Raw genomic sequence first — 14981 nt, 5'->3', positions numbered from 1 at the left:
TTTCATGAGGGGAACTTAAGTTCCCCTCATTGTTTACTACTCTATCAGTTTTGCAGCATCCAATTTCAAAGTACCACATCGCAGATTCTGCTGTTGATTCATGAAACCCACTGTCCCTTCTCATTAACACTGTAGATTCCGTCAATTATGGTATTGGTTAAAAGCTTACCCACTCCCCCAGTCGAAGATGGATTAAAATAATACCAGATCCCATCAATCTGCTGCCAGCCAGTAAGCATTTGCCCCCTGTGTCCCGTCCGTTACCGGATTCAGGTAATAACTGCTGCCATACTGATCCGTAAACCAGCCTGTGGTCATAAATCCTTCCTCATTAAAGCGGAACCAGGACACCCCTGGCTGATTCCCGGTTGCATAGGGATTGCTGATGTAGGCCCATTCATTTGCATAGGTCCTGTCTGACGCAAATATCCATTTACCATTTGCTGTCTGCGTCCATGTTCCGGTTACTGCACCATTTGCTGTAGTCTGTCCAGTAGTCTTACCGGAAGGAGTTACACCGGTAGTTGTTCCCGTGCTCCCGGCACTGCTGCCTCCGGAACCTCCGGACGAGTAGGTATGGTCGATCACATTGAAATTTAATTCAATCCATACAGAATCCTTCATTTTTCCATTGACCGCTGCCGCATTTACCCGGACACGTTTTGTACCACTGGAGGCACCAGATTTTAACAGTTCCCTGATCCAGGCCGCCTTTAATTCATTATTTTCATCCAATAATACCGGAGCCACGGTTCCATCCTGTAATACAGTCACCAATGCCGGATCCTCAGAGGACCAAACGATGCGATTTAAATCCGTATTATTGGAATAAATAGTTGCCTTCAACGGTTTAGGCTCCTGCCCGCTATAGGTTAATATCGGCGCCGAACGCCGCCCGCTCAAAGTAAGGGTTAGCGGAAATACTTCTTTTTCCGGTTCCACCTCAATGCAGTTTGCCTGGAACTTAAGTGTTACCCTGCACCTGTCTGCCTGCATACCATCACGAGTCATTGCTGTGATATCCACTGTTTTCTCCGCCTGGTACGGAGGCCTCGACAGTGCTTCCAGAATCCATGGTGCTCCGTCATTTACTGTGAGGTTACCATTTGTATCCACCGTCAGAGCCGCCGGATCTGAAGAGCTCCAGGTTACGCCGCGGTCGTATGGCCTGTGACTCTCACTATCCTCAATATCAGGATAAACAATGGCATTCAAAGTGCGTTTATCAAACCCACTCTTTCCCGTAGTTTCTGAATAAATGTTTCCGGCTTTGTCATAGGTTAAATGGTATTCCATGGCTGGCTGACTTAATTTAATTGCTTCAGGATTGACCCTGGTCCTGTCTTCTGTCACAAAACGAACGGTAATCATACAATCTGCTGCTGCACGGTTGCCAAGCTTATCCTTTCCTTCGACAGTAACCCACACACTCCGCTCACCATTTCCAGAAAGCAGCGCATATCTGTCATTCTCCCTCTTCCCATCATCTGTCGCAATAATATCCCGGATCCATTTTGCGTCTTTATAGGCGGATATGGAAGCTTCTTTATAGGATGTTTCTTCTTCGTCTACCCTGATTACGGCCGGGTCACTGGTCATCCATGATACCTCGTCCCTTGAAAAATAATCCGGTTTAAATTCTGCTGTTAGCGATTGCGGTGGTGTAACCAGAATACTCTCTTCCGGTTCCAGCCGATTCCCTGTAAGCAGCCTGGTGACCGTATACTCCAGGGTCTGTTTATCCAGTACCGCCTCTTCTGTGGCAACCAGTGTATGATCAAGAATCTGGAATGTTACATTGATCCGGCAGTTAGCGGTACATGGTTTCCCTTCGAAGGATGCCGACGGCCTTGTTTCTGCAGTCAGAATTGCAACACCACCGTTTTGATGGCCGGCGCCAAAGATTGTATTTGGTATTTTATATCGGTAATTTTCCTCCTGTTGTTTTAGCTCCAACTCGCTGATAATTTCCCTGAAAAATTTTGCATTTGAATTCAACGTTATACTGGCTGATTTTGCTGTATATCCATCTGAGTTTTCATCCTCATTTTTTGCCAGTCCGATTAAATCCGCATCATCAATGCTCCATCTAACCCGGTTATCACTCACATCATTATTTGTATCAATAACTGCCTGTATGGTAACCGGCTGCACCTCTGTTCCCGGCTCCAGATTACCGTTGATATACCGGGCTATCAACTTTCCTGCCTTATTTCTGATTTCTGTGGTCTTTACCGGATTCTTACGATTGCCAGTTCTGGTCTGTGTCACAGTAAAATTATAGATATCCGGATCTACATGAACAGCTACCGCTACTTTCTTATAAGTTCCATCAATCACGATATCTTCTTCCGGCATCTTGAAGGTATAACAGTGGCTGTCCGCAGAATACACTGTATTCTTACTTATTCCGTCTGCGTTTATATAATATGGAGTTCCGGACATTTGAAATTTTTCTGTTTCCGTATCATTGGGAGATGTATTTACATAGACAATGGAGCCAGCCGCTACAGCTCCCCGGTTATTCTTATCAAGCACCTTGGAATACTGTGATGCTCCCTTTGCTTCCAGCAGTGCAACATCATAAAAATTCCGGCCATTCGCTGCCGTGTCGATCTGATTTACGATAATTAAGTATCCCCGAACCGGACGGCCTACAGAATTAGGCGCGAAATGATCAATCGTATAACGGCTGTCTTCGTTTTCGTCCATAACCGTTAAGATACCGTCTTCCAACTCTTCATAGAAATATTGGTCAGTCATATTTTTACTGGTTCCGCCCTGCACCAGCGTATAATGCAGATCACTGCTATGCCAGTATCCGATATGAGCCGCATAAGTATAATCATTATCATCTGCTATTTCGGATCCACATACATTGGCACTGATCTTGCTCTCGGAATCGGCAAACAGGTACGCCACATCGTCAATGTAATTAAAGTTTGTGGCCGCCCCCTGTCTCGTTCCGATAAAAGTGCCTTCTCTTGCCATTGACCCCAGCTGTGAATTCCCGATACTGCCTTCAAATCGTGCCACCTTTAATTTTCCGGATACATAGTTTCCGGTTATTCCGCCAATTGCAGTGGAATGGTAGCCTCCAATGGTTCCATTTACATGGACGTTATAAATATCTGTGGAATTCTGAAATCCGACTATTCCCCCGGTATAACCAGTTCCCTGGATCCGCGCCGTGTTCCCCGTACCAGTGGCAACATCACAGTCTGCGATAATAGAATCCGAAGCGATGCCTGCGACTCCACCGATGTAAATCACTTCATTTCCGGCCTGCGCATCTATTATAACGTTATCACATACGGTATTCTCAATAACGGTTCCGCTTACCTCACCTGCAATCCCGCCTGCGATCCCTGAAGTGTTCAGTGCTGCGTTTTTAACGGTCACATTTCGAATTTCTGAGTCAACAGCATAGCCCACTACCGTTCCAATTCTGTCATTTCCTTTTACTTCTTTATCTGGAATGATTTTTACATCGTGAACTTTTGAATCACGTATTGCTCCGAACAGACCAATATGATCATAATTTCCGTACTTATTTAACCTCAGATTTCTGATCGTATATCCCTTTCCATCGAAATCCCCATGAAAAGCGTATTCCACCTCTCCCGGCATTTCTGAAGAATCTCTGTAAAAACCAATGGGAATCCAGTCCATACCCTGCATGTCGATATTACCGCCAAGGGCAAAGTAACTGCCTGCATAATCACCCACGTAGTCCGCACCCTCTGCATCAGGAACCGCCATTCCCATTGCAGTCAATTCTGAAAGTCCCATGAGCTGTTCCCGATTCTTAATCAAAAATGGCTTTTTCTCAGAACCATCCCCCTGCGTTCCATTCAGGAATTCGAAACTTGTCTTTCCGCTCCATGAATCCCAGATATTTCCCAGTGAATTTGCTGCTTTCAAGGCATTAGACAGTGAGGCCTTTGTCTTTTCGTCCCCTCGTGATGCGTTGGATTCCGTAGCAGTCTGTTTCTCGCTATCTTCCAATTCAGCCCAGGTCGGTTCCAGAGCATTCGAACTCGTAGATGCATTTCTGCTGCCTTCCAGATCTTTTGCCAATATCGGATGCGAATGAAACGCAGAGAATGCTATTATGCCGCACAGGCTATAGGCCAAAAGCTTTTTCCACCGCTTACAGTCTCCCTGCCCTATGTTGTTGTTACTCTTTCTCATTGTCTTTTTCCTCCCTATTCTGTGTTGAGCACTCTCGGAAACTCCCTTGCACTCATCTTTGTGGCTGAGTTTTCGAGAGTACTCGTGTATTTTCTTCATTCACTGATCTGCCCCATGTAATCTGCTGAAACGGACAAATGGATACTCTCCTCCTCGTGAAGCTTACTCCTTATGCTGTGCGATGACAAAGGCTGGTCGAATTCCTATACTCGTGTCAGAGACATCAACCGGATGCAGGCTGCCATTTCCCAGATCCACCACGTAGATACCTTTTCCATACTGAAAAACGTCTTCCCCTTCATATTGCGGAGTTCTCAAGTAATATCCTTTGGAATATACAGAATATTGAGACTGTGGATTATTCTGGCTGCTTCCATTAAATTTCCATAGAACATCTCTGTATTTCACCGCTTCTTCCATCGATAAGATAAACATCTGGTCTTCCATTATCTGAAATGGTTTTTCAAGTTTTTCCAAGTCGTCAAATGCAAACTGCTCATATTCTCCCGAACCGGTCTTTCCCTGATAAGCTGTATTCACACCGGTATAAATGAAAGATATGTCTTTTGCTGGACTTTCCATATTTTTTTGAAGCCATTTACGGATATTGGAGGTTTTATAGTTGTTATCCAGGCCATATTCCCATTTCTGTATGGACGTCCCGTCACTTTCAATGTCGGACCGTATCACCGTTTCACATAGAAAAAGAGCTGCATTTCCACGGTTATCCATCATATCGCTGTAATCTTCATCAATACATCGAAATCGATATTGCTTACCACCAATACGTCTTATCTGTATATCGCCTTCCCGGCAAACTGCCTCTTTGGGTGCAGTCTCATCATTGATTTCCTGATAACAGACATCACAGAATCCATCTTCATCTTTATCGATATGCCCCGACGCCGGAAAGAGCACTGTCTCCTCATAGCCGCACAGCCTGCACAGTAATCTCTCATGCCCACCGGATACACAGTCTGCCAAAACATGCTCCTGCATACTCATCTCATGAATGCAGGATTCCTGTCTCCAGACTCTTTGAAAACCGATCCGTACAATACAGTAGCGGTTTTCAGCGCTCTTAAATTCATCCATAAGGAGCCCAGAGACATTTGTTATGTCAGCAAATTCCTGACCAATTACCACAGTGGAAGGACTATGGTTTCGTGCAACCAGATAAATCTCATGGCGTTCCCGGTCATGGACCATGGAAATCAGATTCCTGAGCCGTTCCCGGCTTTCTTCCTGATTCTCTGTAATTACCGGCCAATCTTCCGTTCTGCTTCCTGTGATATTGAGATCGGCCTCTTTGGCAGTCTGAATCCATTTCTCCAGTCGCTGCTCCCCCTCCTCCTGCTCGGGTTCTTCAGCCATTTGATCGGTTCTACGGAACAATACTGTATATTTTTGAAGACCTGCACCTGATACCGTTATCCGTTTTGGACTTTCTTCCAGGGCCTGATATAGCCAGCCATCACTTCCTTTCATAAGTTCCGGAAAATCTACAGTCAGCTCCATTCCGTCTTCACTCTTACCGGCCTGCGTACGCATTATTTTTCTGTTTGGATCTGTCTCCTCAACAAAACGCACTTCCCAGAAAACCATTTTTGCTTCAGACGGGGTTGCAAGGTCCTCAAATTTATATTCTGCACCTGACTCGTCTTCTCCAGACTTATCATCATTCTCATTCGAGTTTTCCCCGCCCCCCTGATCTTCGAACTTATTACTATTTCCATCTTCTGTTTCCGGCCGTTCGTCTCCATTGCTATCTTCTTTATCCCCGCCTGTTGAGGCGCCGCCTTCCCCCTTACCGCTCCCTCCCTTACTGTTTCCTCCCTTACCTCCGCTTCCACGCTTCCCTTTTCCTCCGGCAGCCGCTCCTGCCTTTTTATCCCCATCCATTGTCTCCGATGACCTCAGGCCTTTGTCGGCTATATACCATTCCTCCCCATGTTCATTCAGCCAGGCTCCACTTGTTCCTACGAAGTATCCGTCTGGAGTTTTACCCTCCAAATACAAGGCTCCCATCGGATACAAATCGGATCTGATCTCTGCAAGGTAATAGCATTTTCCGTCAATCCACTGCCAGCCTGTCATCATTTGGCCCTTTCCAGTGCCTTCTCCTGTATTAAGAAAATACCAGTATCCGTCCACATAGATCCAGCCAGTATCCGCCATACCAGACGCATTCAACCGGTACCAAGCCCCGTCCTGTTCCGCTTCATCCCCAGTATTTGACACAGGCCCATGAACCGTTTGATAGACCCACCGGCCGGCGTTTTTACTATTTTCCTCCACATTCTCTGCGCAGGAAGGAGCCGCATATGTAACGGTCAGAACGAATCCCAGCCACAGTATAAACCATTGTTTCTTTCTTCTGTATCCTTCCAGTCTGCCTCTCGGCCTATTACACGTATCTCCGGCTATCGCCTGCCACCTTTTTCTTAAAGTCCACATCCGTCCCTCTTCTCCCCTCTCTTTTCCACTGCCCGCTTAATCAGCCATGCCGCCAACAGCATGAATAACAGGACCAATATTAATGACACAGTAAGTACAATGGCCTCTCTCCTGATGATCCAGGCTGAGTCCGGGTCATACTCCACTGCTTCCACCACTCTGTTAGAGACAATTATCTTCTCTTCTGCCGGTGTTTGCTCATACTCCTTCAAGCTGTATACTGCTCTGCATCGATAGCCCTCAATCTCAGGATACGTGACCGTTCCTCCATAAGTAATCAGGTAATCTATTACTTTCCGTTTTCCAAAAGCAGTCGCGTCCCTGCATAAAATATCATCTTCATCTAAGTATGGCGCTCCATTCCATACAGTACTGGTAACCCTGTAATGTTCTTTAGTCACTCCAATTTCTGACAGAAGGGCGTCCTCATACAGTTCCAGCCGCAGCGGTTCTCCATCAATTGGCACATTCTCTCCTCCCAGTTGATATGTCTCTGCTCCATATGAATGAAACACGACCGGAAACGTAAAGTCATCGCGCCATTCTTCGTTCACCTTCTTCCTTTTGATTACCGGATACTTTGCACTTACCTGAAGTCCTGAGAAATCTTCTTTCGATGTGATACTTCTCGTCTCAGGAACTGACTCCATATTTTCTATACCTTCGTACAAAACTTCCTGTTCCAAACGCTTCTCCCTGGGACTCACTTTGACTGGCTCCAGTTCCCAGGTCTTTAGCCGATACAGCTTTTCTCCCTCTTCATAAATGAGTTCCGGCGCGTATTCTTCTGATGATCCAAACATGATCTCAGAGATCACCGTTATCTCCGGTTTCGGCCGGGCATAAGCCATTTCAGAAGGAATAGACATCAAAACTATCAGCGCAGCCAGCATACCACCTGGCCATTTTCTATTCATTTTCTTCACTCCTTGCATAGTGTATTTAGGTTACTCAAAGGGGGAACCTATACCCACTCAGTACCTATATTTTTTCATCTTCCCTTTTATTGGGGACAAAATAGAATTTAGCTATGTGATTCGTCCATAAAACAAGTACTTATACAGACACCTGTTAATCGCTTGCATCTGCTTCCCTAAATACCGTTTATAAAGCTAACTTACTCAAAAAAAGCGTAAACAACCTTCAATTAAATCGGAGATAAACCCGGCAGAATTTTATTCCGGATAGAGAAAAATAGAAAAGAAAAAACTGAATAACTAAACAAGCACTCATCCGTGCTCAAACAGCACAGCATGAAACACCTATACGAAACTAATTCGGGAATAAAAGGATATTACAAGATAAGTAAAATATATTGAAAAAACAAAAAAACGATACGGCTTATGCCGCGAGATTTTATGTATGTTTTACAACTCTCAATTGTAAAAACAGTATAACCGATAATTACCAAATAATCAAGGGGTTTTTCCAATTTCACAAAGATATTTTTACCAACAGAAAAAAGCCGCCTTCGGCCAAATCAAGCAGTTCATCATTCTAGTACAGCGTTGCATAAGTTCCGGTGGATTATACTAGTTTCCGATCTGCTCAATCCGCCAAGGCGGCATTTTATTCTCACAGCCAATACTCCAGTTACTGCTAATCGCATTTCAATAGCCTTCTCATACCTGCAACATTCCCACCAATCCCCTTCAGCCATCAACGTCTTCACGCCCAAACAATCAATGAGAATCCTCCACCGTATCAATCCAGTCCACATCGGCCATCGGCCGTTTTACCGTGCTGTCCTTCCCCAAATACTCCAACTGATCCAGTACATGTGTATCAGTCACGTAATTATCGGTGACATCCAGTTCCCTCAGATTTTTAAGTCCGGCTGCAAACTGAATATCCGTAAGCTAATTTCCCCGAAGGCTCAAATATTCCAGCGAGGGATAATGGCCTAAAAATGAGGTATATTCATCGAGAAGCACATCATCGTAATTAATAGAACGGACCATGCCGTCAGACCACATTTCAATATTTTTGTACAATTTCACATGGTTTAAGGAGAGGGCCTTTAATGCAGGATTATCCTGAAGACGGTCAAACTTCACCTCAAAACTGCTGCTGTCTAAAATCAGGGTTTCCAAGGCCGGAAGATTAAACGCATAGGACACATCCCCATAGAATTCCGAATGATTCATGTCCAGGCTGGTAAGTCCCTGGCAGCCGGCAAGAAAGCTTAAATCATCGCTGTTTCCCCAGTTTTTTCGGTAAGTCAGCTTCTTTAAAGCAGGCAGGGAAGCAATCACCGATGGCTGATCCACGTTGCAGCCCTGAACCTTCAGTTCTTCCAGGCCCGTCAGACTTCCAAGAAAACGAATCCCCATCATTCCATGAAATTCCCCATGCTTTAAACCGGTAAGTGCCGTAAGATCCGGATCATCCTGACTCGTATATTTATTTATTACCAAAGTTTCCAGACCTGTAAGCGTTCCCACGGGATTATAGTCACGAACCTCACCGTTGTCTACCAGCACAAGCGCCTTCAGACTCTCTTTCCCCATGAGCGGATCGAGCAGAAGAATCTTAGAATCCGTGATTCCAAGGCTCGCAAGTTCCGGCATATGATTAATAAAGCTGATATCTTTCAGTTTTTCCGCGTCAATCGACAGGCTCCTCAGCTTCTTAAGCACATTCAGGACCGTAAAATCATTCACCTCATCCATATCGTATAATTTTAAATTTTCCAGATCCTTTACCTGGGCCAATGCAGATATGTCCGAAATTTCCCGGCAGTCTTCCATCTCCAGAGACTTCAGTCCCGGAAAATACGACAGTTCTTCCAGACTCTTTAAATGGGAAGCGTTCAAACGTTCCAGGCCTTTGGCCGCATCTCCCAGCGCAAGACGCAGCATATCCAATTGTATGTAGTCGCAGGTTATCATTTTTAAGGAGCTCAATGTCTCCAGACTGCCCTCCGGCAATTCCGTGTGATCCAGATTCAGATACTCCAGCTGTGGCAGCGCGGCAATGTCCTGAAGATCCAGGGCCTCCTGACAGACCACCACATTGATATCCGCATCCTGCCCCTGTTCGGCGGCCACGATCGGATTTTCAAAGCTGTATGTAATCATCCATCCGGCTTCGCCTTTCCTCATGGACAAATATTTAAAACGCCCCAGTTCTTCTTCCGTGACCGAGGAAACGCTCGTTCCCAAGGCCTCCTTAATCAGTACCTCGAAGGACGCGGAATACGTGGCAGACGCCTTGCTTTTATCCGATGACTGCTCTTCCGAAACAGACGCGGCCACTGTCACTTCCCTGCTGGGATACTTATTCGCATTTTTTGATGTTCCGAAAAGAGGGATCAGAATAAGTGCCATGATGCCAATCACACCGATAACGGCTCCGACAGCAATTGCCGCTTTGCTCCCCGACTCCTCCTTCTTCGCCATGCTGTTGTGGGAGGTCTCCTGCTTATACTCGATAAACACCTTTGGCTGTTCCGATTCCAGATAATATTTTGTGTGGCAGTACTGACAGTATCCCACATTCTCGTCCTTTTCATCCAACTCGATGGGGCCGCCGCAGGACGGACACTTTAAGGCTGTTAGTTTCATTTTTGTTTTACATTCCTTTCGCTTCGTTCATGGTCAGACTGTCATGTTGCTCGCTGCCTGAACCGTATTTTATATAAAATCATTTTTGTAAATAATTCCGATCCTATACCGATCACAGGAAGGCTGACAGCACAATCCGGAATAAACCATAACCGCTATTTTTAATCATAAACCGATTCCATGCTCTTTCGCTTTCCGCCCTGTATGTTTTTATTTTGATTTGCTTCTTATGGCATTATACCACATGTTGCAGACCGTAGAGAACTATATTTTGAATATTCGAATTTACCATGCAGCATAAAAAGGCTTGTAAAAGCGGCGCAGGACCACGATTACAAGCCTTTTATGAATTCTTTTTATAAATTCCTATAATATATTTTTCTTATGCATCCTTCTTATAAATCCCCTGCTTCATCGCCGTTCTATCTCACCTGAATACGGAATGCCGTCGTCTGAGGCGGTATACTCGCCGTCTGGACATTCGCATGGGTTATCTGTACCAGCTGGCCTGGGCGCAGATCACACAATCTGATCGGAAATCCACTTCTGTTCAGGATAACCGTCGAGCTTGTGACAATATATCTCGTTATTCTGCTGATATTGTTTGGCATGCCGGCAAGAATCTGACTGTTATTGCAGTCAATCCAGATCACTCTCTGCGTTGTAGTATTGGCTGAAGGTCTGGGAGGCTGTCTCGTGACTATCGTAAATGCAGTAGACTGAGGCGGTATGCTTCGAGTCATATTCGGTGAAAATGTTACATCCACCCGCATTCCCCGGCGGATATCACTGAGACGGATTGGCATTCTGAAAGAATTCATGATTGCGGTGTTATTATTGACGTTCAACCGCAGCTGCTGAACAGTGGTTACTCCGCTTTGCCACGGAACCGAGTAGGAGATTATAATAAATCCGGTATTTCTGCCGGAAGAAGAAACCTCATCGACAAAAGCATTGTCGATTCTAAGAAAATTTCCCTGTGTAATTATGGAACCTAAGGAGTCATTGGCCATATAAACCTCTTAAGGATGGATATGTCTTTTCTATCATTATATGATTAGGAACACGAATGTTTCTATGGAAAAGGAAATTAATCGGTTACTGTCTGATCTTTTACCGCATCGGAGAATCCTTTTTATAACAGATGCACGTATTTATTCCACTAAAAACGCCCTGTTTTTCAAAAACAGGGCGCCATTCTCTATTTATTTCCTATCTCAACCTGAAACCATAAAAAACAAAATATCAAACCATCCGTTTACACGTTCTCATTCACCTTCGCCAGCTTCGCCGCCTGGTCGGCCGCAATCAGACTGTCCAGCAGCTCCGTGATATCTCCGTTCATAATTGAATCAATCTTATAAAGTGTTAGCTTAATTCGATGATCGGTCACACGTCCCTGGGGGAAATTGTACGTACGGATTTTCTCGGAACGATCTCCCGTACCAATCTGGCTCCGACGCTCTTCCGCCTCAGAATTCTGTCTTTTCTCCAGCTCCATGTCATACAGCTTGGAACGGAGCAGGCGGAATGCCTTTTCCTTGTTCTGAAGCTGTGATTTCTCGGTCTGGCTGTAGATAACAATACCTGTCGGAATATGGGTCAGACGAACCGCGGAGTCCGTCGTATTGACACACTGGCCTCCGTTACCGGAAGCACGCATGACATCAATCCTGCAGTCCTTATCCTCGATTACCACGTCCACATCCTCCGCCTCTGGCATAACCGCCACAGTCGCTGTGGAAGTGTGGATACGTCCGCCGCTCTCCGTCTCCGGAACACGCTGAACACGGTGAACACCGCTCTCATATTTCAACTTGGAATACGCTCCTTTTCCTGTGACCATAGCCACGACTTCCTTGAAACCGCCGATTCCGTTTTCATTGACACTGATCAGCTCCACTTTCCAGTGCTGGCCCTCAGAATAGTTCACGTACATACGGTACAGCTCAGCCGCAAACAAAGCGGCCTCATCTCCGCCCGCGCCGGCACGGATTTCCAAAATGATGTTCTTGTCATCATTGGGATCCTTGGGAAGAAGAAGAATCTTAAGTTCCTGCTCCAGCGCTTCGATCTGCTTCTTTGCATCGGATAATTCTTCCTTTGCCATCTCACGCATCTCTTCGTCATTTTCTTCGTCCAGAATGGTAAGGCTGTCTTCCACAGCCATCTTCGCCTTCTTATATTCCGTATAAGTCTCTACCAGCGGCGCTAAATCTGCCTGCTCCTTCATCAGCCTGCGGAAACGGTTCTGATCCTCCGTCACGGAAGGATTTCCTAATTCCAGCATCAGCTCTTCATAGTGAATCAATATATCATCTAATTTATCAAACATGGGAAATTAACCTCCAAAATCTTACATTTCAGGTAACTTTGCATTGATACTTTATAAAACCATAGTACCCCTGACCACGCGGTCAAGCCCCGGCGCATCCTGATACACACAAACCCCCCGGAAACCGGCCTCCCGAAGAAGTCCGCTCACCGCCTGCCCCTGGTCATATCCGATTTCAAAATAAACGGTTCCTCCCGGATTCAAGTAACTGCCGCATTCCTCAGCAAGCCGCCTGTAGAAATACAGTCCATCTGCCATTCCGTCAAGTGCCAGCCGCGGCTCGTGATCCCTGACCTCCGGTTCCAGCTCCTCGATCACGCGCGAAGGAATATAAGGCGGATTTGACACAATCACATCAAACCGCCTGCCGGAAAAAGCTGAGAACAAATCGCTCTCTGCAAGCGTAATCTTCTGCACGCTGCCCTTCTCATCTGCTCCCTCCGCCAATCCGGCGGAAACTTCCAGCCTCCAGGGCTTTTCCTGTCGGCACTCCGCTGTAACTCTGACGGAATTCCATTTCGCCTGCATCAATTCCCGGGCGTTCTCTTCCGCCACCTTAAGCGCCTCCAAAGAGATATCAGCCAGCGTCACATCAGAAAATCCACCGAGGATGGACAGGCTTCCCCCGATACATCCGCTTCCGGTGCAAAGATCCAGGACGACAGGGTTCTTTCCCTTATAATCCTTTAAGACCTGCTCCACCAGAGTCTCTGTATCCTGGCGCGGAATCAGCACATGTTCGTTGACTGAAAATTCCAGGCCCATAAATTCACGGCTGCCCGTAATATGCTGAAGCGGAATCCGCTCCGACCGTTTTTCTATCATCGCGCGGTAATCCGCTACGGCTCTTTTAACCGAATCCTCATCTTTCACCTCATCGTTTCTGTGCATGAGGAAATGCACCATATCTGTATGAAATGCCTCGAAAAGCAGATACTTTGCATCAAGCTCCGCCTCTCCGATTCCGGACAGCTTCAGTCTCTCCGTTCCTTCGTTCCATAATGCCTGTAATGTCAGTTTCATCCCTGCTTCTCCGGAAAATTCTTATTTAAAAACTCCCGCCAGTCAAAAACCGCCTCCACGGACGCGATGCCGACCTCAATCATACTGTCATCCGGCTCTGTCGTGGTAAGTCCCTGCATCCACATGCCAGGACGGCTTAAAATGTCCATGATCTTCGAATTGCTTCTGCCGGCCAGTCGCAGAAATTCATAGGATACCCCCGCGATAACCGGAATCAGAACGATTCTGCTGACTACACGCAGCCAGATCGTATCTACACGCACTACCATGAAAAACAGGATACTGATCACCATAACGATGAGCAGAAAACTGGTTCCGCAGCGCTTATGCTCCTTTGAGCTTTTTCTGACATTCTCCACAGTCAGATCCAGACCGTGCTCCAGACAGTTAATGCACTTATGTTCCGCTCCGTGGTACATAAATGTCCTGCGTATATCCTCCATATTGGAAATAATCTTGATATAAGCGATAAAAATTACGATTCTGATGATTCCCTCGATCACCGCCATCACGGTCTGCGATGCGATAAAACGATGAAATATGTTCGCCAGAAACAGTGGCAGAACCATGAAAATAGCAATCGCCATGATAACAGAAAACACCATGACCACTGCCATCAAGGCCTTCTCCAGCTTCTCACCGAATACGCGGTCTAAAAACTGTTCAAACCTTCCGGGTTCTCCCGCATCCTCATCATCCTCAAAAAAACTGGCAGAAAACGTGAGGGACCTCATCCCCAGCACCATGGAATCGACAAAGCTGAATATTCCGCGCACAAACGGCAGGGAAAAAAACTTTACCTTCTCCCCCATGCTGATATACGTATCCTTTTTAACTTCAATCTCTCCGTCCGGCTTACGGACTGCGGTGGCATACTCATCCCCGTTTTTCATCATAACGCCTTCAATCACGGCCTGTCCGCCGATGCCTGAATACTTCATATGTTCCACCTCTCTATAAATCCCAAAAAAGGTTGAGCTAAAGTGTTTCCACCAAACTCAACCTTTTCTTTGCTCTAACTTATTCAGCGGCCTTAACGCCATATTTACGATTGAATTTATCAATACGTCCACGTGCTGCAGCAGCTTTCTGCTGGCCGGTATAGAATGAATGGCACTTAGAACAAACTTCTACGTGGATATCTTCCTTTGTAGAACCGGTTACAAATTCATTACCGCAGTTGCAAACAACTTTGGCCTGATAGTAATTTGGATGGATTCCTTCTTTCATGATTTTCACCTCACCTGATTTCTATTTTATTTCAATAAGCACGCTGAGTCTCTATAACTCAATTTCAATCCGCACTCTGGATTTAAAATCCGAAATGACATAGCAGCTATGCTGTTGCATCCGAATATTCGGATGGTATTGACTTTAATATAATCCATTTTCTCTAATAAACAGCT

Annotated in this window: 10 protein-coding genes; all 10 read right to left on the bottom strand. The window is 45.8% G+C overall.

Annotated features, from left to right (window positions below; translation table 11 throughout):
* Window positions 1-98: 98 nt before the first annotated feature.
* Window positions 99-239, bottom strand: coding sequence for a hypothetical protein (locus M1L66_RS04300; RefSeq protein ID WP_434691165.1), 141 nt, complete (start codon window positions 237-239; stop codon window positions 99-101).
* On the bottom strand, window positions 214-4194 hold the full coding sequence (locus M1L66_RS04295) for a hypothetical protein (RefSeq protein WP_434691162.1): 3981 nt from the start codon (window positions 4192-4194) through the stop codon (window positions 214-216). Before M1L66_RS04295 ends, M1L66_RS04300 begins: the two co-directional genes overlap by 26 nt.
* A gap of 162 nt (window positions 4195-4356) precedes the next feature.
* Complete coding sequence (locus M1L66_RS04290; RefSeq protein ID WP_434691160.1) at window positions 4357-6651, bottom strand: DUF6273 domain-containing protein; 2295 nt, start codon at window positions 6649-6651, stop codon at window positions 4357-4359.
* On the bottom strand, window positions 6639-7568 hold the full coding sequence (locus M1L66_RS04285) for a hypothetical protein (RefSeq protein ID WP_434691157.1): 930 nt from the start codon (window positions 7566-7568) through the stop codon (window positions 6639-6641). The genes M1L66_RS04290 and M1L66_RS04285 overlap by 13 nt, the downstream gene beginning before the upstream one ends.
* Window positions 7569-8510: 942 nt before the next feature.
* Window positions 8511-10217 (bottom strand): leucine-rich repeat domain-containing protein, encoded by a 1707-nt coding sequence (locus tag M1L66_RS04280; RefSeq protein WP_434691154.1) that lies wholly within the window; start codon window positions 10215-10217, stop codon window positions 8511-8513.
* Between the two features lie 422 nt (window positions 10218-10639).
* Window positions 10640-11230 carry a hypothetical protein gene (locus M1L66_RS04275; RefSeq protein WP_434691152.1) on the bottom strand — a complete coding sequence of 197 codons (591 nt, stop codon included), beginning with the start codon at window positions 11228-11230 and terminating at the stop codon, window positions 10640-10642.
* Window positions 11231-11475: 245 nt separating this feature from the next.
* The gene (prfA, locus tag M1L66_RS04270; protein ID WP_187022931.1) at window positions 11476-12552 is read right to left on the bottom strand and encodes a peptide chain release factor 1; all 1077 of its coding nucleotides are present in this window, start codon (window positions 12550-12552) and stop codon (window positions 11476-11478) included.
* A 51-nt stretch (window positions 12553-12603) separates the two neighbouring features.
* A complete protein-coding gene (locus M1L66_RS04265) occupies window positions 12604-13575 on the bottom strand; it encodes a N5-glutamine methyltransferase family protein (RefSeq protein WP_434691149.1) in 972 nt (323 codons plus the stop codon).
* Window positions 13572-14516 (bottom strand): DUF1385 domain-containing protein, encoded by a 945-nt coding sequence (locus M1L66_RS04260; protein ID WP_434691146.1) that lies wholly within the window; start codon window positions 14514-14516, stop codon window positions 13572-13574. The genes M1L66_RS04265 and M1L66_RS04260 overlap by 4 nt, the downstream gene beginning before the upstream one ends.
* A gap of 79 nt (window positions 14517-14595) precedes the next feature.
* Entirely contained in the window at window positions 14596-14805 is a 210-nt protein-coding gene (gene rpmE, locus M1L66_RS04255) for a 50S ribosomal protein L31 (protein WP_002601704.1), read from the bottom strand.
* Window positions 14806-14981 lie beyond the last annotated feature (176 nt).

The organism is Hungatella sp. SB206, assembly GCF_051132295.1.
Lineage (GTDB): Bacteria > Bacillota > Clostridia > Lachnospirales > Lachnospiraceae > Hungatella > Hungatella effluvii.
This window is presented reverse-complemented; position numbering and strand designations above follow the sequence as displayed.